This is a genomic window from Fulvivirga marina (assembly GCF_016775155.1).
In the GTDB taxonomy this organism is placed as follows: Bacteria; Bacteroidota; Bacteroidia; order Cytophagales; family Cyclobacteriaceae; genus Fulvivirga; species Fulvivirga marina.
Genome location: NZ_JAEUGD010000023.1, coordinates 192,619 through 214,939, shown reverse-complemented (window position 1 = coordinate 214,939; position 22,321 = coordinate 192,619). Strand labels below are relative to the sequence as shown.

Sequence of the window (22,321 nt, the reverse complement as noted above, 5' to 3'; positions counted from 1 at the left end):
AAGTATATGGATAAAAAATTTTATTTAGATTGATGTTGCTCTTTTATAAGCTGTTCCAATGCACCAATGTGCTCCTCAAAAGCACTGCGACCTGCTTTGGTAATGTGGTACTTGGTATTCGGCTTTCTCCCTACAAACGACTTCTCCATACCAATGTATTCTTCCTTTTCCAGAGCCTTTAAATGACTGGCAAGGTTCCCATCAGTAACATTTAAAAGCTCCTTCAATGCATTGAAATCTAAATAGTCATTCACTGTCAAGGCCGACATAATTCCCAGCCTTACACGGTTTTCGAAAGCTTTGTTAAGATGATTAAGATATTGCTTCACTTTTCGTATTTAAAATACATAACCGTACCATAGATAATGTGAAGCAAGCCAAAGCCAATAGCCCAGAATAAAAGACCATAGCCAATAAAATAGCTACTCAACAACCCTAATACTATCTCACAAAAGCCCAGATAACGGATATCCGTATAAGTGTACTTACTGGCGTTGATCAAAGCCAAGCCATAAAAAATCAAAGTACAAGGAGCGATCAGCCCAATTAGTCCTTTGCTAAACATTATCAGCACGAATATACCACCTGTGGTCAAAGGAATAGCCAAATTAATGATCATTCTTTTGGCCGTAGCATCCCACATTCTATAATTATGTTTTTTTGCTTTAGAATAAGAGAACCAAATACCTGTCCCTATTGCCAACACCAATACACCAAGAGCTAATAGCACGACATGCAGCACTTTATCCGACACCACACCTCTGGAGATAGTCCTATAAAGTATCTCATCCGAAAAGTAAAACAGCTTGTACGCAAGGTATGCGCCAACAAGTGCATAAATACCAGCCATTACTCCTGAAAGTCCACTGAGGGACATAAACCTTGAAGAACGCTCCATGATATTCCTTATCTCAGAAATATCCTTGATATAATCAGGCTCTTTATTCATTACAATCTTATATTAATAGTAAATTGAAAGCCCATAATAATTGCTTTCTTTACAATAGAACACAACAACATCAAAAGTACTTTGTGACACAAAGTTAAGAAACCATTTGTATATTCCAACAGTGAATTTTCTTCTAGTTAATTAACAGATTGTTTTTATTTGAATATGGAAATATTTAACTCATACACGGCAGTGATCACTTTTTCTTTAATTGTGATCATTTCCTATTTTTTTAATATCATCTCAGAGAAGACAAACATTCCAAGTGTTTTACTTCTCATTGTTACAGGAATATTCATCAAGCTGGGTCTTGATTATTTTGGTATTGCTACCGGAGGGATATTATTTAACGCCCTGGAAATACTGGGTATAGTCGGTTTGATCATGATCGTACTGGAAGCCTCTCTCGACTTGGAACTCTCCAGAAAGAAGTGGCCCCTTATTTGGAAATCATTTATGGTAGCCTTACTCGGGTTACTGGCCTGCTCATTTGCTATTGCCTTTCTCCTTTACTTTGCTATGATCAACAATTACACCACAGCGCTTATATATGCCATCCCTTTATCTGTTATGAGCAGTGCCATAGTAATTCCCTCTGTAGGTGAATTGGTAGATGAAAAAAAGGAGTTCATGGTTTATGAAAGTACTTTTTCAGACATTCTAGGCATCATGTATTTCTACTTCCTGATAGGCAATGTAGACAATGACAATGTGCATTCTGTAGTCTGGGATGTGTTTTCCAATATTTTTATTACCATCGTACTGTCTGTAGTTATTAGCTATGCCCTGGTATTTATTTTTCAGAAAGTAAAAACACATGTTAAGCTCTTTTTACTAATAGCCGTGCTACTACTCCTGTATTCTATAGGTAAAATGTTTCATCTGTCTTCTCTTCTCATCATCCTGATTTTTGGCCTCGTATTAAACAACCATAAAGTATTCTTTCGTGGTAAATTAAAAAAATTGATACAAATACCATCTGTCAACAGTATCTTGAACAACTTCCACCTGGTCACAATAGAGTCAGCGTTTGTAGTAAGAACTTTCTTTTTTGTGATATTCGGAATTACTCTGGACCTCACCACACTACTTGACTGGAGCGTTCTTTTTATTAGTCTTCTTGTGGTTGTTTTATTATTTGGCATACGTGCCATCTTTCTTTGGCTGTTCCAGGGCAAAAAAATTACCCCTGAAGTTTTAATTGCACCTCGGGGTTTGGTAACCATACTCCTGTTTTTTGCCATTCCATCCGAATTACAGGTTGATACCTTTAATGCTGGTATACTTTTGTATACAGTACTAATATCAAGTATGCTAATGGCTATGGCACTAATGGCCAGTGGTAAACATATAGAACCTGTTGAAGCCGTTCAGATGGCTTATTGGAATGAGATAGATAAAGAAATAGAATCCATACCAGAGCTAGAAAAAAACAAATCGAAGGAAGACAAGGAGATAGAGGAGAAGGAAAAACAAGCTCGGGAAAATGGTCAGGAACATATCAATAACTAGGATATTGATAGTGGCTCTAAAATCCAAATGGTTTAAAAAATTAAACTCCAGCTTGTTATTTGATGCAGAATACAAAAAATTCGGACAACCTAATTTTACGTGAATATGTGCCTGACCAATTTAAGGATTGTGTCGAGTCAGTTTGGTTCATTGAAACCCTGGAGCAAACCCATGATATTCTTATCCCTCCAGATCAGTTTGTATATATTATATTTCCTATATCTGACAAAGGGTTTTTCCACAATGGTAAGCTTATTAACCAGCCTCGTATCGATGGAATAACATTAAAAAATGTTTTAATACGGTTTTTACCACATACCAAAATCCTGGGCATAAGGATGTACGCCAGTGGACTATATCCATTTTTACCGATAACCGGTAGAACATTAACTGACTGTAACATCCCTTTTCCAATGCCAAACAACCATGAGCTTTTACAAAACATACAAAAGGCAGGAAGTGATGATGAAGCGATTAAATCGGTATATAAGTTACTTGCAACGTTGCACGACAAGAAAAGAGAGGACTCTACCAAGCTAGTAAAGACCTTATATTTTCATTTAGCAGAGACTAATGAGGCAACAAACATCCAACAGTTCTGTCATCAACATAATACAAATTATACTGCATTAAGCAGGCAGTTTAGCAAAATCTTAGGAATTTCTGCCAAGAAGTTTGAACGACTTATTAAGTTCAGAAAAGCCGTGAAGCAGTTAGTTGATTCTCCGGATAGTCTACTTCAAGTGGGTATTGACTGTGGGTATTTCGATCAGGCTCACTTCATAAAAGAGTTTAGGTACTACATGAATATGTCTCCATCAGAATATCTTGAATTACTTTCAGAGAGGAACGAACACGTTAATTACAAAGGCATAAAACTGTCAATTATTTAATAAAATTTGCTGTGCCTTTGCTTCACAAATTTAGTGGAAATAGAGCTTTGAAAGTCCCCAGTAAAGGCAACGGTTATGCCTTATCTATATTACACTTAATAACCGTCCAAACTTTTGGGGCACTTCACATTCTCTGCAGGACTTTTATAAAAAGAGACTTGTAGCAACTACAAGTCTCTTTTTACTTCTAATGATACATATCATGCATCACTCAACTTTTTAGCTTTTTCAATTTTAGACTGTATATCTTCTGTATCCGCGTAAAAGTCCTTCTGCCTGGTAAGCAGCATACTTTTTACATAGTGATTTATTGCCTGGTCATACAGTTTATTCAAAATATAGTAATCACCAGCAACTTCAAGACCTAACGCGCTTTCTTTAATAGATAATGAAGAATCCAACCATCCTTTCGCTTCCTTTAGGTTTACCTTTTTATCGATGCACATCTTAGCTGCTTTAGCCAGTGTTTCCCAATCATCAGGAGCTGCATTACTAACCGCTTCCCTGGCTTTTTCAGTAACCTTATCACCAGAGGCGGCCATTACATTCGACATCGTTAAAACAAGACCAAACATACAGACCAGCGAAATTTTCATTAAGTTTTTCATGACACTTGAGTTTTGAGTTTTGAAATAATTTGTTGTTATCTATCTCTATCCCATAGACGTGCCACACTTATCAATGTTGCTTAATATTAAAATACGGGCGTTTTTGCAGTTAATCGGCCAATTACAATAAGTGTAAAGCGTACAGCCAATGTGCGAAATCGAGCACCTGTAAAGACATAATGAAATGAAAGTCCTAATGAACTTTGAGCTACACCAAAAACCGCTGACTTAAAGTCTCCATAATGACCTCTGCATGCACCCTGGAGTTTTCTATAAACCACTTATTGGTTTTAAGTCCACCACATACCACCCCTGCCAGAAATACTCCCTCCACATTGGTTTCATTAGAATCCTCATCGTAGTAAGGAGTGTGCATTTGATCATCTCCGAAAGTGATACCTATTGACTCCATAAACTCAAAGTTCGGTTTATAGCCTGTCATAGCCAGAACGAAATCATTGTCCAGTGTAAGGCTACCTTCTGGAGTAATAATATCTACCTCGTGTTCCCGAATGGCTGTTATTTGTGAGTTAAAATATGACTTGATAGACCCTTCCTTTATGCGGTTCTCTATATCAGGTTTAACCCAATATTTAACCGAATCAAGCAAGGCCGATTCCCTGATCACCATAGTCACATCAGCTCCTTTTCTATAGGTTTCCAAGGCCACATCTACAGCGGAGTTTGCTGCACCTACCACTATCAGCTTTTGACTAAAGTATGGGTGAGGCTCATCATAGTAGTGCTTTACCTTGGGAAGGTCCTCTCCAGGCACACCCATCATAAACGGAAGATCATAAAAGCCAGTAGCGAGTACAATAGCTTTAGCCTGATATTGCCCTCTGGATGTTTTTACATCAAAAATTTCGGCTTCTTTTTTCACTTCTTCTACCGCTTCGTACAACTTAATTTCCAGCTCCCAACTCATGGCAACTCTTCTATAATATTCCAACGCCTCAAAACGGTTTGGCTTGTTGCCGTGTGAAATAAATGGCACACCGCCAATTTCCAAACGTTCGGAGGTGGAAAAGAATGTCATATTCAAAGGATAGTTATATATGGAATTTACCAGGCAACCCTTATCAATAATAACATATTTCAACCCATTTTTCTTTGCTTCAATGCCACATGCCAGCCCTATTGGCCCCGCACCTATGATCAGAACATCATACATATCTGTAACCATTTACTTTTTGTGAAGTATTCTCTTTAACAATTATAGGTTAAAAGGTTCAGAAATTCAGAGTAAATAGTATGGTTAAGTTTTGAAAGCGGCTTTCGAGTCGCTTTTTTCTTTTTAAGATACTATCTTTATATATATGATAACTATAAGACCTGCCAAGTATAAGGAGCGTAAAATTATAGTTGATTTTCAAAAGAAAATGGCCAGCGAAACGGAGGACCTGCAACTAGACGAGAAGCAACTAAAAAAAGGAGTTGAAGCCGTTTTTGAAGACTTCAACAAAGGAATTTACTATGTTGCCGAAGACAATAATAAAGTCGTGGCCTGCCTGCTTACTACTCCAGAATGGAGTGAGTGGAGAAATGGTACGGTGGTCTGGATACAGTCCGTTTATGTGCGCAAAGACTATAGAGGAAAGGGTATATTCAAAACCATGTACAATTTCATCAAACAGATGGTAGAACGGGAAGATGATCTTAAGGGTATACGCCTCTACGTCGAAAAAACCAACCTCAGTGCCCAGAAAGTATATCAGGCAATTGGCATGAATGGCGATCACTATCAATTTTTTGAATGGATGAAAAGCTTTTAATTGAACCTCTCCTAAACCATGCGCTTCACTTTTATTCTATTATTTTCTTTTACATGCTACTCAGCTATTTCACAGCAATTTGAAAAAGATGTTATTAACACTAACAAAGGACCTCTCACCATTACATTTATAGGGCACGGTTCATTAATGATGGAATTTAATAATCTGGTCATTCATATAGACCCCTCATCAAAAGAAGCTGATTATAGCGGCTTACCCGATGCCGATCTGGTGTTGATCACGCATCATCATGGAGACCATTGTGACGCAGTAGCCGTAGAACATCTGAGAAAACAGGGCACCGCTACAATACTTACTGCTTTGGCTAAAGAAAAACTGGGCTTAGGAGAAATTATTAATAATAATGAAACCAAAGATTTTAAGTTCATTAAAATTGAGGCTATTCCTGCTTATAACCTTATACATAAAAGAGATAATGGCGAACTCTTCCACACCCAGGGCTGCTGCAACAGTTATATTTTGAATATAGCTGATAAGAGAATTTTTATTGGAGGCGACACGGAAAATACACCTGAAATAAAGGCCTTGACAAACATTGATATTGCTTTTTTGCCTATGAACCTACCTTACACTATGACACCTGAAATGGTGGCTGATGCAGCTAAAGCTTTTCGCCCGCAAATCCTATACCCCTACCACTATGGTAAAACAGATACCTCAATCATACTGGAGCTGCTAAAAGATGAAAAAGATATAGAAGTTAGAATCAGGAAAATGCTTTGAATGAGCCTTTCACTTAAATATGCTTTATCTCTCAAACCCACCTATTACTTATATCGTAAAGTCACAAAAACCAAATTCAAAAACCAATGGAAAAACGCTGCGGATGGGCCGAAGGCCAGTTTGAAGAATATGTTAAATACCATGATGAGGAGTGGGGTGTTCCCGTTCATGATGATAATGTACATTTTGAATTTTTAATCCTGGAAGGAGCGCAAGCCGGCCTCAGCTGGGCCACGATACTTAAAAAAAGGAACGGTTATAGAACAGCCTTCTCAAACTTTGATCCGGAAAAAGTGGCAGAATATGATGAGCAAAAAATTCTTGAACTCATAGAGTACCCCGGAATAGTAAGAAATAAACTAAAAATCCGCGGCGCTGTTAATAATGCAAAACGATTTTTAGAGATTCAAAAAGAGTTTGGCAGTTTTGATAATTACATATGGAGGTTTGTTGGGGGGACTCCAATAACCAACCATCGTAAAGACATGTCAGAAGTGCCTGCCACCACCAAGGAGTCTGATGCACTAAGTAAAGATTTAAAGAAAAGAGGGTTCAAGTTTGTAGGGAGTACTGTTATTTATGCTCACATGCAGGCATGTGGGTTAGTTAATGACCATGCTATAGACTGCTTCAGGCATCAAGAAGTAATGTGAATTCTGACAATGCCTTGGTAATTGCTCTCTTTAAAGTGACTGCTGTTGAAAAACTTAATCTTACTATTACTCCTTGGACTTGGCCTACAATCAGAATGAAGAAGCTAACAATTGTATTGATGAGTCCAAATACCTCAAGGCATCGGCACCAGGCAATATCAATCGGTATATGGCTATGACAACAACACCAATATCAACCCTTGTGAAGCAGAAAAAGCTGGAGTTACTTCCTGGAAGGAAGCAGAATGCAAAGCCAACGAACAAACCCCATATTTCAGATCAAAGGGACAATACTATTTTCTTTGTAGGAATGTTGATAAACCAAACGCCATTAAAACCTGTACTATCCTTCACTGGGTAAGAATATAGTATTGTGTCTTTTTGTTTTTGCACATTATCCTGCAAGTCGGCTTCGGGGGTATATAAGTATGCATCGAAAAGCTCCTTTTGCTCATTTGACAGTGAAGATGCTAAAGTGTCTGCAAAATAAATAGTAACACCATTAACTTTCGCCACCGAATCCTGATTACTCAGATTCAGGTTTATTACATAGCTTCTCCCCATCTCCAAAGCTCTTTCAAAAATCTGATCACCCGAAACACGTTTGATCTCTCTGGTTTTCATTTCCTTTTTTAAGGCTCTGCGCTGCTCATCGGACAGTGATCCCCCACAGCTCATGATAGTTAAAAACAAGCCAAAAAGTAAGATTCCTCTCATTTTATGGATTTGATTAATATTCCACAAAGCTACAATTAAATCCTCCCTATTTGTTAATTTTGTTGAAATAATAGGAAATTCATATGATTCAAAAACTTGAGGAATTAACGCATAGGTTTGAAGAAGTAGGGCAGCTAATCGTGCAACCAGATGCGATGGCTGATATGAAAAAGTACTCACAACTGAGCAAAGAATATAAAGACCTCCAAAAGATCGTTGAAAAATACAACGAGTATAAAGATGTCCTATCCAATATAGATAATGCCAAACAAGTTATAAAAACGGAAAAAGATGAAGAGTTCCGTGAGATGGCAAAAATGGAGCTTGATGAGCTTGATCCTAAAAAAGAAGAGCTGGAAGAAGAGTTGAAACAATTACTCATTCCTAAAGATCCTAATGATGACAAAGATGCTATTTTGGAGATACGTGCTGGTACTGGAGGGGATGAAGCTGCAATTTTTGCTGGTGATCTTTATAGAATGTATCAGAGATTCTGTGAACGTGTAGGCTTAAAGCTAACTGTGCTAGACCTCACTGAGGGTACCAGTGGTGGCTATAAGGAAATTGTAAGTACCGTGTCAGGTGATAACGCCTACGGTACCCTAAAATTTGAGTCAGGAGTACATCGTGTTCAAAGAGTACCCCAAACAGAAACCCAGGGTCGGGTGCATACTTCAGCAGCCACTGTAGCGGTTTTGCCGGAAATGGATGATGTAGAAGTGGATATAGACATGAACGATGTCCGTAAGGATACTTTTTGTTCGTCTGGTCCTGGTGGTCAGTCCGTAAACACCACATATTCCGCAGTAAGGTTAACCCACATACCGAGCGGTATTGTTGTTTCTTGTCAGGACCAAAAATCACAGTTAAAGAACTTTGATAAGGCATTAAAAGTATTACGCTCAAGACTCTATGAAATTGAGCTGGCTAAGCACAATGAAGCTGTTGGAGCACAAAGAAAATCAATGGTTGGTAGCGGAGACCGATCAGACAAGATCAGAACCTATAACTATCCACAAAGTCGTGTTACGGACCACAGGATTAACTACAGCCAACACAACCTGCCTGCTGTAATGGATGGTGAAATTGATGAGTTTATCGAACAGTTACACATGGCAGAAAGTGCAATGAAGATGAAAGAGGGAGAATAAAATTTATTCTTCTTTTCAGCGTTAAAGAAGTTATTGTGAAGAAAACCTTACTAGTAATATTTGTATTTCTTGCCTTTATGGCCTGCAAACCTGAAGAGGAAAAACTAACCTTTGATAGTAATGTCAGCCTTAGGTTTTCTACTGATACTATCTTCTTTGATACAGTCTTTACCAGAGTCAACACTGAAATCAGGAATATTACTAAACGGCTCAAAGTATATAATGATAGTGATAATGCGGTTGAGATTGAGAGCATAGCACTAAGGAAGCCTACATCGCCATATACTATTTATGTTAATGGTCGCCCCTCTTCCAGTTTCGAAAACACAAAACTTCTGGGTAATGACAGCTTGCTATTGCTTGTGCAAGTTACCATTGACCCCATGGATGAAAACCTGCCTTTCATCGTATCAGATGAAATTAGCTTTCTTACTAATAACAACAAGCAAGGTGTGCAGCTTGTAGCCTGGGGGCAAGATGCTAACTTTTTGAGGGATTCTGTACTTGCATGTAATGTTACCTGGACTAACGACAGGCCTTACGTAATTTATAATTCTTTACTCATAGATTCGCTTTGCTCATTAACAATTGAACCTGGCACTAAAGTATACTCACACAACGGGTCATACATCTTCATTAAAGGTACCATTGACGTGCAGGGTGAAGCCGAAAACCGGGTTTTATTTAGAAATGATCGTCTTGACTTCAAAGAGGTCCCCGGTCAATGGGGCGGTATAATTTTCCTTCCCGGAAGCAAGAACAATAATATCAATTATACAGACATCCGTAATGCAGAAGTTGGTATATATCTGGGCACCCCCGATGAAGATACTGACCCAGACCTTGTTGTTGGAAATAGCACCATCGAAAACATCGGGGGTAATACCAAACTTCCTATCAACGGAGGACTTATTTTGCCAGGTTATGGCATACTGGCAATTACTTCAGACATGTATGTCTACAATACCCTAATTAATAACTGCGCAATAAATACGTTAGGAAATTATGCAGGAGGTAGCTACCGATATGAGCATTGTACATTTGCCAATTACTCTTTTGACTTTTTTCGTGAAGATCCATCAGTTGTATTTGCAGACAACTTGGTTGTTGGGGAAGATGCACTTTTGGTTGACGACCTGGAAGTAGAGTTAGCCAACTCCGTTATTTGGGGTTCATTAAAAAATGAAATTATTATCAGTAGCAGTGGGCAAGCCAATTTTAGTTTAAGTATGTCAAATAACCTACTCAAAACCTCCGATAGCGAACTTAATGTCAATGACAATATTATTAATGAAGACCCCAACTTCCTAGATCCGAGAGATCACAACTATCGACTGGATACGCTTTCTCCCGCTAAAGATAAAGGCATCATACTGGGTCTTTCAACTGATCACGACGGCAACCCTCGTGACGATTTGCCAGATCTGGGTGCTTTTGAAAGAATAGAAAACTAGGCTTTATGAAAGTTTTTCAAAAAGAAATATCTGTTCCTGTGCAATCAAGAGGCTTTCACCTGATTACCTCCACCATAGAAAATGCACTGTCTGAGCTTAAGGAAAATACAGGCTGGCATACTTCAGGTTTTCATCAAGCACACCTCTGCAAGCTTAACTATTAACGAAAATGCTGACCCGACTGTAAGGCAAGACTTTGAGAGCCATTTCAATAAAATGGTACCTGAAAATGCTCCTTACTACAAGCATACCTCTGAAGGTTCGGATGATATGCCCGCTCACATCAAATCATCTCTACTTGGAAGTTCTGTTTCTATCCCCATAAGCAATGGTCAGCTTAACCTGGGTACGTGGCAAGGGATATACTTATGTGAACATCGCGATTATGGCGGGAATCGCAAGCTGGTAATCACTGCATTCGGCAACTAGGTGGTTCACACAATTTTGAAAAACTAATTGTTAACCTGCTATGAAAAACGTCATGGTCTGGCCAACAATGACTTGCTGAGCATGACCTCAATGGTAGCAACTGGCTCAGTTGGGCATATTGCTCCGGAGTAAGCTATGATCCTTAGCACGAGCGCCAGTTCATAATAGAAATCACAGTCAGACCTACGCCCAAAGAGATAGTATACCTACCTTTGACTTAATCAGTAAACTCTCGTAAGCCTGTAATAATCTGTAACAGTAACACGAAAAGCTTCCCTCTCCTTCTGATCTTCAAGTATGGGAATTGCTCTATCTTCAGCTTGCACAGTAAAGTGTGCTTTCTGCTGAAGCGCCTCATATACCTGTGAAGCAAATTCTAACATTCCCTCACGGTTATAGTCATCCAGCACAATCGTTCCTATTGAGCCTTGCTCTCCGCTCCAGTCTATTTCAATATGATCCTGACGCTGGAGATATTCATTCGTTTCAAGCAAAAGGTAAGCCTCATCATGCAAATAGTTAATCACAATAGCCAGGTTGAGCAGCGGGTGGTCTGCCTCCCGCACCCTGTCTTCATACCTGAAAATGTTAAATTTTGCGGCCTTATTCTCCTCCAGGTCATAATAGGACTGCCTCATATTTTTAAAGAACAATTCAGTATCATCACCTGTCTTAAAACTGAATTTAGCACGATCGATTTTTTTGTTATGATCGATTTTACAAGAAATTAAGACTATAACAAGTATAACTGAGTATTTCACTAAAACAAACCGTTAACTATATAATGTTGATCAAATGCCTGATTTGACGTATTTTTACTTAAATACAAATATCAGAATTATGAAGAAATATATCCCCTGGATAATAATTGTTATTGTGGTGATTTGGGTGTTCTCATCATATAACGGCCTTGTCGGCAAAGCAGAAAGTACAGAGGCAGCATGGGCTCAGGTGGAAAATGTATATCAGCGTCGGGCTGATCTCATTCCAAATTTAGTAAACACGGTCAAAGGTGCAGCCGAGTTTGAGAAAAGCACATTAAATGAAGTGATTGAAGCCCGTGCAAAAGCGACATCCATCAATGTTGATCCCAGTAACTTATCCCCAGAGTCTATACAAAAGTTTCAAGAGGCCCAGGAAGGCTTAAGTTCTGCTCTGTCAAGATTAATGGTCGTTATTGAAAGATATCCAGAACTTAAGGCTACACAAAACTTTAGTCAATTACAAGCTCAATTAGAGGGCACAGAAAATCGAATTGCCGTTGAGAGAAGGCGATTTAATGAAGTTGTCAAAAAATATAATACCTCAATAAGAACATTTCCCGGAGTAGTTGTTGCCAATATTTTTGGGTTTGACAGAAAGGGATATTTTGAGGCTGAATCCGGCGCAGATGAAGCGCCTGAAGTAAAGTTTTGATTTAATCCAGGCTTCCGAAACCCATTGAGATTTCGGAAGCCTGGCCTCAAACAACTAATTATTACCTTTAAGGACTTTTCCTAACTCTTCGAGCCGCTTCCTTTCTTTTTCTACAACTTCCTTAAGTTCCTTAACTTTCTTTTCTGCCTCAGCTATTTTTTCATTTTTTCGCAAAATTTCTTCTGGAGAAACTTCACCTGAAGCCTCTTGCTCCTTAACCTTTTCCCTAGCCTCTTTTACTTTTTCTTCATTCTCTTTAACCTGCATTTCATGACGTTCTATCTGCTGCTTTGCTTCTGCCATTCTTGCCGCAGCCGCAGCCTTTGCATCTTCTGAGCGTTGCTGACCAAACTCCCCACCTCTCATATCACCCTTTTCTTTTCCATAGGCATTTGCCTCTCCCGTCTTATCCTCTGAATTTCGATTTTGCTTATCCTTATCCGGTTTACTACTATCTTTAGCTTCTTTATTTTTTACCTTAGCATCATCAGGTTTTCCTCCTTGCTTATTAGCTTTTATTTTATCACTTTTTCCTCGTGAACGCTCTACCGTAGTATCTGCTTCCTGTTTTTTACTTTGGCCTTTATTTTGTCCCTGGGCCGTACCAGAAAGGCTTAGAGCAAAAACCATAAAGCCTATTATTAATAAATTTTTCATATGGATAGGGTTGTTTATATATCTTTTAGCAAGTCATCAATTTCATTTTGCAGCGTGTCAATTTCCTGAATAGAGGAGTCAATCACAGCATCAATTTCCTGAGCTGATTGCTCTATGTTCTGCACCTCTTCCTCAGTGATTTGAGTTTCCTCGGTACTTTCTTTTTTTTCCCCTGAACAAGCTATCATAAGCCCGATCAAAGAGATTAGTACGATACTTTTTTTCATTTTCTACAGGTTAAGTTAAAACATTCTTGGCCCCTATCGGCCAGTGCTACGTCTCCCAATAATTTTGCATTAGTGAAAAAGTAAGATACTTTTTTTATATAATTCAACCAAAAGTTAATTAACCGTTGGGTGGCCCCACCATGATATGGAGGGCAAAAGCAGGTTTTCAAATGGCACTGTTTATTAAAATCGACAGAGGATCAACGGTATGAAAAATAATCAAATCTCATAGTAAGGAAAACCTGTCACTTGAAACCTATGCCTTGATTATTTCCTAATGATAGCTACGTTAGAAGCCCTGGTGAAGACCAAAGACATTACCTGTTTGAATATTATTCCATGTAGTAAATACGCTTTACACGTTGACTGACATTGGTAAGAATTTCATAAGGTATTGTATTGATTCTTGAGGCTGCATCAATAATAGTTAAATGTTCTCCAAACACTTCAACTTCATCTCCTTCGACAGCATCAATACCAGTGATATCTATCATAGTCATATCCATGCAAACATTCCCTATTACAGGGGCATTCTTTCCGTTCAACCATACCTCTCCCACCCCATTGCTAAACGCTCTACTAAAACCATCTGCATAACCTATAGCGATAGTAGCGATCTGCATATCACTTTTTGCCAACCCCTTTCTGCTATAACCAATGGTCTCTCCTTTTTTGATCTGCTTTATTTGTGAGATAATGGTCTTCAACCTGCTTATTGGTTGCAATCGGTGCTGTTCCTGTTTACTGGCCTCTAAACCATATAGACCTATTCCCAGCCTTACCATATCAAAATGAAATTCCGGGAAACGAACAATGCCAGGAGAGTTGACCAAATGCCTGAGGGGAGTACGGTGCAAGTGCTTCATGACTCGATCAGAAAGGCTTTTAAACTTAGCTGCCTGCTCCTGAGAAAATTGGTTATGTTCGGCTTCGTCCGCACCTGCCAAATGACTGAATATACTTTTAACCTCAATATTCCTATGCTTTTCAAGCAAATCAACCAATGAGTCAATATCACCCTCCTCAAAGCCCAGACGGCGCATACCTGTATCCAGTTTTATATGTACCCTCATGGTTCGGTTACCCAGAAAGGCAATCAACTGTTTGATAATATTAAAGTTATAAACCTCGGGTTCCAGTTGATATTGATAGAGCTTTTCAAAACTATCTTCACTGGGGTTCATGACCATAATAGGAAGGTAGATGCCATTTTTTCTAAGTATCATACCTTCATCAGCATAAGCAACCCCCAGGTAATCTACCCTGTGGAACTGCAATAGGTTGGCTACTTCCAAACTACCACTACCATAAGCAAATGCCTTGACCATTACCATTAGCTTGGTCTCAGGCTTCATCCTGGACCGGAAGAAGTTGAGGTTATTGGTAAGTGCATCAAGGTTAATCTCCAATTGAGTACCATGGATTTTTTCTTCAAGTGCTCTGACTATTTTTTCAAAAGTAAAAGTTCGAGCTCCCTTTATCAGAATGGTCTCCTCGCGGAAGGTAGTAAGGTCGTGGTTTTGTAGAAAATCGGAGGTAGTTTCATAAAACTCGGCTTCTATATCAAATAGCACTTTATAATGCATTAATGCCGAACCTATACCAACTAATTTAGTCACATTGGCAGCTTTTAGTAATTCGCTAACCTGAGCATATAATTTTTCCTGATCCGAAACCGATTGTAAAATGTCAGAGATAATAACTGATTTACGCTCATGCTGCTTTTGATGAGATAAAAAATCAAGAGCAATTTGTAAACCTGCAAGATCATTGTTGTAAACATCGTCAATCACATAGCTACCATGAATGGCTTTTTTAAGCTCAAGTCGCATATGAACTTTATGAAGTTTGCTGATGCCCTCTTGAATCGCAATGAAATCGTATCCCTTAAACAGCATATAAGCAATGCAGTGAAGGCAATTTTCCAAAGATGCTTTATCAACAAAGGGTATTCTGAAGGAAAAGTCTGAGCCAAACCTGATGTTTACAACTGTCTCCCGCTCATCATGCATAACATCAATGATTCTAACATCACTATCCACGTGATGCCCCCAGCTGAAGCCTTTGTTTGCAAGGTGTTGATCTACTTCCTCATGATCTTTACAGTAGATTACCTCCACAGCATTCTTAAAAAGCCTTACCTTCTCCTGAATTTTTTGTTTGTATGAATTAAAGCCAGCATCGTGCGCTGAGCCAATATTAGTGAAGATGCCTATCGTAGGCTGAATGATGACCTCAAGTTTTTCCATTTCACCAGGTTCTGAAATACCTGCCTCAAAAATCCCCACCTCGTGCTGCTCGTTGAGCTGCCAGACCGAAAGCGGAACACCAATTTGGGAGTTATAACTATGAGGGTTTTTTACGGCTCGCTTATGTGGGACTATAAGTTGAAAAAGCCATTCTTTTACTATTGTCTTCCCATTACTCCCAGTTATACCAATGACCTCTATATTAAACTGCTCACGATGTTTCCTGGCCAAAGCCTGCAAAGCCGCCAGGCTGCTTCTAACCTTAAGCAAGTTGCTCCCTTCAAGACCTGATATATCAATATCTCTCTCAACCACAAATTGCCGAACGCCCTTATCGTAAAGAGATTTGATATACTCATGCCCATCATGCCTCTCTCCACTTATAGCAAAAAATATCCCGCCACCAGCAAAAAAAGATTTACGACTGTCTGTTATCAGGTATTTGATATCCCCGGAATATTCAGATAACACAATCTCCCCAGAGGCAATCTTAGCAAGGTTATTAAAATTGATCATGAACCAAAAAACTGTTTTAATGACGGCGAATACAGCTAAGATACGTGTTTATTAGGTATTTGAGTGGTTTGAAACTAGACAAATACTTCCAGGATAAGCACTTAAAAGTATAAACAGAATAGGTTATTTCAGCTATCCAGCGGCATAATCATTTCATACTGATTCAACTGGTTTTTGAAGCCCAGGGTTTGGAAGAAATTGATTGTGTTCTCCGCTTCTCTCTGAATATTGATTACTGTTAATATCTTCTGCTTGCTAGTATCCTGAATATATTTGATCAGGCTGGAGCCTACTCCCTTCCCCCTGACCTCCGGCGCCACACCCACCTGACTTATTCTACCAAATGCTGGTTGATATATTGCGTAGCCCACACACTTCCCTTCATAATAGGCTTCTACAATAGTTTCGCTAGCAAGATTATCATTGATCATTAAAGAGGAGTCAAGAAAAGAAGGGGCTTGATCGGCAAAGCGCTCGTACATATCCCAGTTAGGTTGTTTTACCTCAAATATTTCCAGGCCAATTTCGGGATGCTTAACCTTCAGGTACTTTGAATCAAACTTAAAACACCTGAAATACTTTGTTTCCCTAAAACCAATACTTCTATAAGCCTTTATCGCTCGGTCGTTTTCAGTCAGAACCTCCAAAACACACTGCTTGATTCGTCTTTCTCGAAACCTGGGTATCAGGTAGTCATACATCCTAATTGTAAGCTTTTTTCCTCTATTAGCAGGTCGTACTCCGGTTCCCCCGTTGTATGCTGTTAATTTTCCCTCATAGTAATTTACGGCCGTAAATACAAAACCTACTAATGAGTTATCTACATAAGCTCCGGCTGAGAGTGAAAAATCAATTTTAAGTTTTTCAACAAACTTTCTAACAAACTGTTCCTTTGTAAGCCTGAATGGAACTTTGTAATCAGAAAAAGAATCCAGAAAAGTAATGTACATATCGGTCAGGTCGACCGGCTTAAGGCTTCTGATTCGCAACTCACTCATCTCAATGAAGTTTGGCGCCATTCGGAACCTGTTGATCAGGAACGGCCAAAAGAATATCTCCATTTTCATCAGCAAAACCTGTGATCAGTATCTGTGATAACAATGGCCCAATCTGTTTTTCCGGAAAGTTAACGACACAAACAACCTGCTTGTTGTGCAAGGTTTCTTTCGAATAATGATGAGTGATCTGGGCACTGGATTTTTTTATACCAATATCTTCTCCCAGATCAACCCAAACTTTATAAGCGGGCTTTCTGGCTTCAGGAAAATCCTCTACTTTAACAATCGTTCCAACACGAAGTTGAACTTTTTCAAAATCGTTCCAGCTAATTTGATCCATAATTGTGCAAATATAATATATCAACGAGTCGTATCAAGTAAGGTTTGTAACCTTTTGAAAATTAATACGTATATTAGAACACCTTGAAAAATCATGAGAGATAGGTCAATCAAATACATCGCATCCATCTTCTTATTTATTAGTGTAGGTTATATCAATCCACTGGCTGCACAAGAAGGTGGGTTTATGTTCCATGAAGGTGGTGGAGATAGCTATCAGGAAAAGCCTGAAGCTCCAAGCTCTCCGGGAACGGAAAATTCCTATGTACAACCGGGGCTGAAAAACACATACCAAAAAGATAAAAGTAAAGACGATATTCAGGAAAAGACTGAAGAAAGCAACAAACAAAAGTCTACACCTGGCAACACTCAGCCTCAAAATAAGCAGCCTGCAACTACACCATCCACCAACAACCCTGACGCAGGTAAGGACGAAGACAGCGATTCCGTGCTTTCCTTTAATTTTCTTCATTATATTATTCAAAGATTCAAGTTTTCTGAGGTTGTCGACGAATAAAATTTTCGTTATTTCTGTAATTTTTGAAATCGTATTTGCAACTTTGTTGCATTATGATTAGCCGTATACCCAAAACCTTAATCTTTGCAGCCCTATTGCTAACGCACATATCGACTTTCTCTCAGGAGAAAAAAGACTGTGCTACTGATTGTAGTTGCATTATTTCCGGCGTTATTATGGATGCCTCCACCCATGAGCCTGTCCCTTACGCTACGGTACAAATTAAAAATTCTGAAAAAGGTGTATTAACCGATGAAGCAGGAAAGTTTCTGTTTAACAAGCTTTGTGAAAAGGAGTTTGATATTTTTATTTCACATTTGGGCTATAAAAGCGTTATACACCATCACGACATCTATCATCCCGATTTAGTGGTAAAGCTCGCCCCTAGCGATGTCATTCTGGAAAGCATAGTAATAGAAGGCAGTTCTATCGAAACCGGTCTCGAATCTATGACTGAATCTAAAATATCAGGCAAAGACCTCGAAAGTATGCAAAACGAATCTCTTGGAGACGTGCTGAGCAATATCACGGGAGTTTCAACTCTAAAGACCGGACAAAATGTAGTAAAACCTATGATCCATGGATTACACGGCAGTAGGGTTTTAATTATTAATAACGGCGTAAGGCATGAAGGGCAGGGCTGGGGGCAGGAACATGCACCGGAAATAGATGCGGCAATGGCTGACAACATCGCATTGGTCAAAGGCGCAGCTTCCGTCAAGTATGGCCCGGATGCTATGGGCGGCGTTATTATCATAAACCCTCCTAAAATGGAACTATCCACGGGTCACCTGCATGGAGCAGCGGGAATAACCACAGCTACTAATGGCCGCTCAATTAATACCGACCTTTTATTGCAGCAAGGATATAAAAACTTCGCCTGGATGGGGCAGGTTGCAGGGTTATACCAGGGAGATCTAAGCGCCCCGGATCATATACTTACTAACACTGGTGCCCGTGAATTGAGTTACATGTTCGGCTCAAGGTATCATCATAAAAAACTTGATCTTACAATTTTGTATAGTCATGTTGAACAAACTCTTGGCATATTAAGAGGGTCAGTGGTGGGTAACCTGAACGACCTTGACATTGCTCTAAAAGCAAAAGAACCATTCTTTACAGAAAGCTTTAGTTATGACATCAACAACCCTCGCCAAGAAGTTAGCCACGACCTGGTCAGGTTAAAAGGACACTATAATTTTAAAGATCATCAATTGAATTTCCAGTATGGTTTTCAGGCAAACACAAGGCAGGAGTTTGATGTGAGGCGGGGTAGCAACAATGAAAGACCTGCCATTGACCTGGAGCTTTTCACCCATACTTTTGACCTGGACTGGCAACATGCGCAGATTTCCGGGTGGAATGGTACAGTGGGAACTCAGTGGCTCTACCAGGACAATAATAATATACCCGGCACTAATACTATCCCGTTTGTTCCTAATTACAATAACAACAGGTTTGGCATATATATCATTGAATCAAAGGCTTTAGGCAGTCTAGATTTTGAATTGGGTTTACGCTATGATTATCAATCCAGCTCCATAAGAGGCCGTGACACCGAGAATGATATCTATAAGCAAGACCTTAATTATCAAAGCATTACTGGCTTGGTGGGGGTAAATGCCCAATTAGGCAAAAACACAAGCTTCAGAAGTAATTTCGGAACGGCTTGGAGACCTCCAAATATTGCTGAATTATATAGTTATGGTAAGCACGAATTCACGATTGATTTTGGCCTTTGGCGTCACTCTACTGATGAATTTGGAACTCCGATTAGCTCAACTGATGTATTAGATCAAAATCAGAAACCAGTAGACAATGAATTGGGGTTTAAATGGGTAAATACTTTTAACCATACCACAAAGGAGCAAAGCTTAGAGGTAACAGCGCATTTCAATTACCTTAAGGGGTATATCTATTCCAAACCAGCCGGAATTGCAGCTACGGTTCGTGGCCCATTTCCATTTTATATCTATGACCAAACAGATGCAGTGTTTTTTGGACTGGACGCGAGCTACATATATCGTCACTCTACCATTTGGGAATCGCAAATAAAGGGCTCGTATCTCCACGCACGTGATGTCAATAATGATGATTTCTTTATAGGAATTCCTCCCAACAGAATTAGTTATGAACTTTCGCATTCAAAATCACTTTTGGGATTGGATGAATTTAGTGCTGCTTTTGAGACCAGCTATACGTTTGAGCAATTCAATTCGCCAAGGGTAATTACAGTTGCTGAAATCAATGATGCCCAACTTAACGGAGAAAACCTCTTCCAACAGGATCGGTCTAACTTTGACTTCCTTCCGGCACCAAGTGGTTATCTACTGATGAACCTGAAATTACAGGGTATTGTTAATCAGTTCGTTTTTGGAGTAGAATTTAAGAATATACTCAACTATAGCTACAGAGATTATACCAACAGGTTGAGATATTTCGCAGATGAAACAGGCTTTAATATGCTCATATCAGCTCGCTACAAATTTTAAGCGGATAAAATAAAAACAAAATCTATTTGCATCATTGTTGCATTTAGATATATTTGTATCCGTCAACTAATGCACAATTTGTTTAAATCTATTTAAAAAACTGATATGACAATTTTAAAATCAAACTTTCTTGCCCTTTTGCTACTGGCCTCTGCCGTATTTATGACTGCATGTAGCGACGATGATGCTCCCGAGGCTGAAAACGAAGAAGAAGTAATAAATGAAGTGACACTTACCTTCACACCAGTGGCCGGAGGCACACCACTGGCTTTTACTTATAATGACCCTGACGGCGACGGAACGCTCACAGCTGAGCAGGACGACATTATGCTATCGGCCAATACTATATACTCTCTTGCTATAACGCTTAAAAACACTGTAGGTGGCAACAACGAAAACATTACTGAAGAGGTCAAAAACGAGGGTATAGAACATCAGATATTTTTCGGGTGGACAGGAGCACTATTTTCAAGCCCAACAGGATTGGGTAACATAGGAGCTGGAAATCAAGTAAACACTCTTAATTACCAGGATGAAGACGCCAACGGCTTACCCATAGGTCTCGCAACTGTTTGGGAAACCGCCACTCCAACAATCGGCACTTTCCGTATTCTTTTAAAACATCAACCTGATATCAAATCAGCCTCATCATCATCAGAGGATGGTGAGACAGATGTTGACCTTCAGTGGAATATTGAGATAAAATAAAACTGATTGCTCTCTCCTTTGGTTTAGGTTGAAACCAATCAGTATAAAAAGGGCCGTTCAAAGTTTTGAGCGGCCCTATTTTTTTATTGGTCTGGCTTAGACTCAGGCCTTAACCAAAAATTCTTCAAGTTCGTTTAGCTTTATTTGCCCTTCATAAAAGGCTTTCCCAAAGATAACAGCAAATACTCCCATATCATTGAGCCTTTTGATATCATCAACACTCCTAACACCTCCACTGGCCAATACGCAGATATCTGGGAACCTCTCTATTACCTGTTGATAAAGGTCAAATGCAGGCCCCTCCATTGTACCATCCTTGCTGATATCAGTTATTTTCACATACTTTAATCCTCTGGAATAGAAATATTCTATATGATCAATAATATTCAGGTCAGTACTTTTTTGCCACCCTCTAAAAGCTATTTTACCATTTATGGCATCAGCTCCTAACGTAATCTTTTCCCTTCCATACGAAATGATCCATGAAGAAAATAATTCTTTTCTGGTAACAGCAACACTCGCTGCCGTGATATAACTAGCTCCATACTCATAAGCCTTGCTAATATCACCATCTGTATGAATACCACCGGTAAAGTCAATCTTCAACCCCGTATAACCTGAAATTGCTTCAAGTATATGATAGTTGACTGGCTGGCCTCTACGGGCTCCGTCAAGGTCAACAAGGTGAACTACCTCAATACCATGATCCTCAAAGGATTTAGCCAAATCAATTGGGCTTTGGTCATATACCTTCTCCTTTGAAAAGTCTCCCTGTTGTAACCTGATTACTTTGCCTTCATTAATCGCTATGGAAGGTATTATCTGGATCATATGCCGTTGGTTTATTAAGTTAAAAGGTTAAGTGCACAAAAATAGACATTCCGTTATCTGGAAATGCAAAAGAATTAACAACAAATGTAAAAATTTCCCCTGCTGATTTTCTTCCCGATAGCACTTTAAAGGTGATTGATTCTTGGGGAACTGGTAAAATAACAAAACTTTACGAAAATAACAAGAGAAAGTCTGCTGCAACAACCTATTCTCTGAAGTTATTTTTTCACCCTCCTATAAGCCAGAGGCACATTTTTCATCACTACATCTGGTGGAGTTAGCAATAGTACGGAGCATACCTAATAAAGCAAGAAACTAATAATCAGCCTCAACAGAACAACTATAAAGAACAAGTTTTCTCATTGAGGATTTTCATTTTTAATCATTATAACAAGCCAAACATAGGGCTGTTATGGTCACCTTATTTTTACATGCAACAGGTATTGTAAACCATGAGTTCTATTTTTATTCACCAACCAGTATAAA

At 39.1% G+C, this 22,321-nt stretch carries 23 protein-coding genes and 1 pseudogene; 12 read left to right on the top strand and 12 right to left on the bottom strand.

Annotated features, from left to right (window positions below):
- Positions 1 to 20: 20 nt before the first annotated feature.
- A complete protein-coding gene (locus tag JMN32_RS07920; protein ID WP_202855771.1) occupies positions 21 to 329 on the bottom strand; it encodes a winged helix-turn-helix domain-containing protein in 309 nt (102 codons plus the stop codon).
- Entirely contained in the window at positions 326 to 949 is a 624-nt protein-coding gene (locus tag JMN32_RS07915; protein WP_202855770.1) for a hypothetical protein, read from the bottom strand. The genes JMN32_RS07920 and JMN32_RS07915 overlap by 4 nt, the downstream gene beginning before the upstream one ends.
- Positions 950 to 1,114: 165 nt before the next feature.
- Here JMN32_RS07915 and JMN32_RS07910 point away from each other — a divergent pair, with 165 nt between their 5' ends.
- Both JMN32_RS07910 and JMN32_RS07905 read left to right on the top strand, forming a co-directional pair.
- Positions 1,115 to 2,461, top strand: coding sequence for a cation:proton antiporter domain-containing protein (locus JMN32_RS07910; RefSeq protein WP_202855769.1), 1,347 nt, complete (start codon positions 1,115 to 1,117; stop codon positions 2,459 to 2,461).
- Between the two features lie 62 nt (positions 2,462 to 2,523).
- Positions 2,524 to 3,354 (top strand): helix-turn-helix domain-containing protein, encoded by an 831-nt coding sequence (locus JMN32_RS07905; RefSeq protein WP_202855768.1) that lies wholly within the window; start codon positions 2,524 to 2,526, stop codon positions 3,352 to 3,354.
- Between the two features lie 200 nt (positions 3,355 to 3,554).
- On the opposite strand, the gene JMN32_RS07900 is transcribed toward JMN32_RS07905, so the two are convergent.
- Both JMN32_RS07900 and JMN32_RS07895 read right to left on the bottom strand, forming a co-directional pair.
- Positions 3,555 to 3,962: a hypothetical protein gene (locus JMN32_RS07900; protein ID WP_202855767.1), complete on the bottom strand. Its 408-nt coding sequence runs from the start codon at positions 3,960 to 3,962 to the stop codon at positions 3,555 to 3,557.
- A 208-nt stretch (positions 3,963 to 4,170) separates the two neighbouring features.
- Positions 4,171 to 5,148 (bottom strand): YpdA family putative bacillithiol disulfide reductase, encoded by a 978-nt coding sequence (locus JMN32_RS07895; RefSeq protein WP_202855766.1) that lies wholly within the window; start codon positions 5,146 to 5,148, stop codon positions 4,171 to 4,173.
- Between the two features lie 133 nt (positions 5,149 to 5,281).
- Between JMN32_RS07895 and JMN32_RS07890 the strand changes: the two genes are divergently transcribed.
- The 3 genes from JMN32_RS07890 (at position 5,282) to JMN32_RS07880 (ending at position 7,134) form a co-directional block, all read left to right on the top strand.
- On the top strand, positions 5,282 to 5,737 hold the full coding sequence (locus JMN32_RS07890; RefSeq protein ID WP_202855765.1) for a GNAT family N-acetyltransferase: 456 nt from the start codon (positions 5,282 to 5,284) through the stop codon (positions 5,735 to 5,737).
- Positions 5,738 to 5,755: 18 nt separating this feature from the next.
- The gene (locus tag JMN32_RS07885) at positions 5,756 to 6,481 is read left to right on the top strand and encodes an MBL fold metallo-hydrolase (RefSeq protein WP_202855764.1); all 726 of its coding nucleotides are present in this window, start codon (positions 5,756 to 5,758) and stop codon (positions 6,479 to 6,481) included.
- A gap of 86 nt (positions 6,482 to 6,567) precedes the next feature.
- Entirely contained in the window at positions 6,568 to 7,134 is a 567-nt protein-coding gene (locus JMN32_RS07880) for a DNA-3-methyladenine glycosylase I (protein WP_202855763.1), read from the top strand.
- Between the two features lie 279 nt (positions 7,135 to 7,413).
- Here the strand turns inward: JMN32_RS07880 and JMN32_RS07875 are convergent, their stop codons facing one another.
- On the bottom strand, positions 7,414 to 7,851 hold the full coding sequence (locus tag JMN32_RS07875; protein ID WP_202855762.1) for a hypothetical protein: 438 nt from the start codon (positions 7,849 to 7,851) through the stop codon (positions 7,414 to 7,416).
- Positions 7,852 to 7,934: 83 nt separating this feature from the next.
- On the opposite strand from JMN32_RS07875, the gene prfA reads away from it, so the two are divergent.
- The 3 genes and pseudogenes from prfA to JMN32_RS07860 all read left to right on the top strand — a co-directional run bounded on the left by prfA (position 7,935) and on the right by JMN32_RS07860 (position 10,885).
- Positions 7,935 to 9,002, top strand: coding sequence for a peptide chain release factor 1 (gene prfA / locus JMN32_RS07870; protein ID WP_202855761.1), 1,068 nt, complete (start codon positions 7,935 to 7,937; stop codon positions 9,000 to 9,002).
- A gap of 35 nt (positions 9,003 to 9,037) precedes the next feature.
- A complete protein-coding gene (locus JMN32_RS07865) occupies positions 9,038 to 10,456 on the top strand; it encodes a right-handed parallel beta-helix repeat-containing protein (protein ID WP_202855760.1) in 1,419 nt (472 codons plus the stop codon).
- Positions 10,457 to 10,461: 5 nt separating this feature from the next.
- Positions 10,462 to 10,885: pseudogene (locus tag JMN32_RS07860) on the top strand (secondary thiamine-phosphate synthase enzyme YjbQ).
- A 221-nt stretch (positions 10,886 to 11,106) separates the two neighbouring features.
- On the opposite strand, the gene JMN32_RS07855 reads toward JMN32_RS07860, so the two are convergent.
- Positions 11,107 to 11,523 carry a hypothetical protein gene (locus JMN32_RS07855; RefSeq protein ID WP_202855759.1) on the bottom strand — a complete coding sequence of 139 codons (417 nt, stop codon included), beginning with the start codon at positions 11,521 to 11,523 and terminating at the stop codon, positions 11,107 to 11,109.
- A gap of 202 nt (positions 11,524 to 11,725) precedes the next feature.
- On the opposite strand from JMN32_RS07855, the gene JMN32_RS07850 reads away from it, so the two are divergent.
- Positions 11,726 to 12,301, top strand: a complete 576-nt coding sequence (locus JMN32_RS07850; RefSeq protein ID WP_202855758.1) for a LemA family protein — start codon at positions 11,726 to 11,728, stop codon at positions 12,299 to 12,301.
- Positions 12,302 to 12,355: 54 nt separating this feature from the next.
- Here JMN32_RS07850 and JMN32_RS07845 read toward each other — a convergent pair whose 3' ends face one another.
- The 5 genes from JMN32_RS07845 to JMN32_RS07825 all read right to left on the bottom strand — a co-directional run bounded on the left by JMN32_RS07845 (position 12,356) and on the right by JMN32_RS07825 (position 17,288).
- On the bottom strand, positions 12,356 to 12,958 hold the full coding sequence (locus tag JMN32_RS07845) for a hypothetical protein (protein WP_202855757.1): 603 nt from the start codon (positions 12,956 to 12,958) through the stop codon (positions 12,356 to 12,358).
- A gap of 14 nt (positions 12,959 to 12,972) precedes the next feature.
- The gene (locus JMN32_RS07840) at positions 12,973 to 13,185 is read right to left on the bottom strand and encodes a hypothetical protein (protein WP_202855756.1); all 213 of its coding nucleotides are present in this window, start codon (positions 13,183 to 13,185) and stop codon (positions 12,973 to 12,975) included.
- Between the two features lie 332 nt (positions 13,186 to 13,517).
- On the bottom strand, positions 13,518 to 15,950 hold the full coding sequence (locus JMN32_RS07835; protein WP_202855755.1) for a bifunctional UDP-N-acetylmuramoyl-tripeptide:D-alanyl-D-alanine ligase/alanine racemase: 2,433 nt from the start codon (positions 15,948 to 15,950) through the stop codon (positions 13,518 to 13,520).
- A 128-nt stretch (positions 15,951 to 16,078) separates the two neighbouring features.
- Complete coding sequence (locus tag JMN32_RS07830; protein WP_238354381.1) at positions 16,079 to 16,969, bottom strand: GNAT family N-acetyltransferase; 891 nt, start codon at positions 16,967 to 16,969, stop codon at positions 16,079 to 16,081.
- A complete protein-coding gene (locus JMN32_RS07825; RefSeq protein ID WP_202855753.1) occupies positions 16,950 to 17,288 on the bottom strand; it encodes a tRNA-binding protein in 339 nt (112 codons plus the stop codon). The genes JMN32_RS07830 and JMN32_RS07825 overlap by 20 nt, the downstream gene beginning before the upstream one ends.
- 93 nt (positions 17,289 to 17,381) lie before the next feature.
- Between JMN32_RS07825 and JMN32_RS07820 the strand changes: the two genes are divergently transcribed.
- From JMN32_RS07820 to JMN32_RS07810, 3 genes are all read left to right on the top strand, one after another.
- Positions 17,382 to 17,804, top strand: coding sequence for a hypothetical protein (locus JMN32_RS07820; RefSeq protein WP_202855752.1), 423 nt, complete (start codon positions 17,382 to 17,384; stop codon positions 17,802 to 17,804).
- Between the two features lie 53 nt (positions 17,805 to 17,857).
- Positions 17,858 to 20,296, top strand: a complete 2,439-nt coding sequence (locus JMN32_RS07815; RefSeq protein ID WP_202855751.1) for a TonB-dependent receptor — start codon at positions 17,858 to 17,860, stop codon at positions 20,294 to 20,296.
- 105 nt (positions 20,297 to 20,401) lie between these two features.
- A complete protein-coding gene (locus JMN32_RS07810; RefSeq protein WP_202855750.1) occupies positions 20,402 to 21,004 on the top strand; it encodes a hypothetical protein in 603 nt (200 codons plus the stop codon).
- Positions 21,005 to 21,106: 102 nt separating this feature from the next.
- Here the strand turns inward: JMN32_RS07810 and JMN32_RS07805 are convergent, their stop codons facing one another.
- Positions 21,107 to 21,835 (bottom strand): 1-(5-phosphoribosyl)-5-[(5-phosphoribosylamino)methylideneamino]imidazole-4-carboxamide isomerase, encoded by a 729-nt coding sequence (locus JMN32_RS07805; protein WP_202855749.1) that lies wholly within the window; start codon positions 21,833 to 21,835, stop codon positions 21,107 to 21,109.
- Between the last annotated feature and the right edge of the window lie 486 nt (positions 21,836 to 22,321).

Bases quoted from the DNA above. Each gene is read 5' to 3' on its own strand.
- JMN32_RS07855 (WP_202855759.1), bottom strand. From the start codon at position 11,523: ATGAGGCAGTCCTATTATGACCTGGAGGAGAATAAGGCCGCAAAATTT.
- JMN32_RS07850 (WP_202855758.1), top strand. From the start codon at position 11,726: ATGAAGAAATATATCCCCTGGATAATAATTGTTATTGTGGTGATTTGG.
- JMN32_RS07815 (WP_202855751.1), top strand. From the start codon at position 17,858: ATGATTAGCCGTATACCCAAAACCTTAATCTTTGCAGCCCTATTGCTA.
- JMN32_RS07825 (WP_202855753.1), bottom strand. From the start codon at position 17,288: ATGGATCAAATTAGCTGGAACGATTTTGAAAAAGTTCAACTTCGTGTT.
- JMN32_RS07905 (WP_202855768.1), top strand. From the start codon at position 2,524: ATGCAGAATACAAAAAATTCGGACAACCTAATTTTACGTGAATATGTG.
- JMN32_RS07830 (WP_238354381.1), bottom strand. From the start codon at position 16,969: ATGGCGCCAAACTTCATTGAGATGAGTGAGTTGCGAATCAGAAGCCTT.
- JMN32_RS07885 (WP_202855764.1), top strand. From the start codon at position 5,756: ATGCGCTTCACTTTTATTCTATTATTTTCTTTTACATGCTACTCAGCT.
- prfA (WP_202855761.1), top strand. From the start codon at position 7,935: ATGATTCAAAAACTTGAGGAATTAACGCATAGGTTTGAAGAAGTAGGG.
- JMN32_RS07875 (WP_202855762.1), bottom strand. From the start codon at position 7,851: ATGAGAGGAATCTTACTTTTTGGCTTGTTTTTAACTATCATGAGCTGT.
- JMN32_RS07915 (WP_202855770.1), bottom strand. From the start codon at position 949: ATGAATAAAGAGCCTGATTATATCAAGGATATTTCTGAGATAAGGAAT.
- JMN32_RS07810 (WP_202855750.1), top strand. From the start codon at position 20,402: ATGACAATTTTAAAATCAAACTTTCTTGCCCTTTTGCTACTGGCCTCT.
- JMN32_RS07835 (WP_202855755.1), bottom strand. From the start codon at position 15,950: ATGATCAATTTTAATAACCTTGCTAAGATTGCCTCTGGGGAGATTGTG.
- JMN32_RS07840 (WP_202855756.1), bottom strand. From the start codon at position 13,185: ATGAAAAAAAGTATCGTACTAATCTCTTTGATCGGGCTTATGATAGCT.
- JMN32_RS07900 (WP_202855767.1), bottom strand. From the start codon at position 3,962: ATGAAAAACTTAATGAAAATTTCGCTGGTCTGTATGTTTGGTCTTGTT.
- JMN32_RS07890 (WP_202855765.1), top strand. From the start codon at position 5,282: ATGATAACTATAAGACCTGCCAAGTATAAGGAGCGTAAAATTATAGTT.
- JMN32_RS07895 (WP_202855766.1), bottom strand. From the start codon at position 5,148: ATGGTTACAGATATGTATGATGTTCTGATCATAGGTGCGGGGCCAATA.
- JMN32_RS07805 (WP_202855749.1), bottom strand. From the start codon at position 21,835: ATGATCCAGATAATACCTTCCATAGCGATTAATGAAGGCAAAGTAATC.
- JMN32_RS07820 (WP_202855752.1), top strand. From the start codon at position 17,382: ATGAGAGATAGGTCAATCAAATACATCGCATCCATCTTCTTATTTATT.
- JMN32_RS07910 (WP_202855769.1), top strand. From the start codon at position 1,115: ATGGAAATATTTAACTCATACACGGCAGTGATCACTTTTTCTTTAATT.
- JMN32_RS07845 (WP_202855757.1), bottom strand. From the start codon at position 12,958: ATGAAAAATTTATTAATAATAGGCTTTATGGTTTTTGCTCTAAGCCTT.
- JMN32_RS07880 (WP_202855763.1), top strand. From the start codon at position 6,568: ATGGAAAAACGCTGCGGATGGGCCGAAGGCCAGTTTGAAGAATATGTT.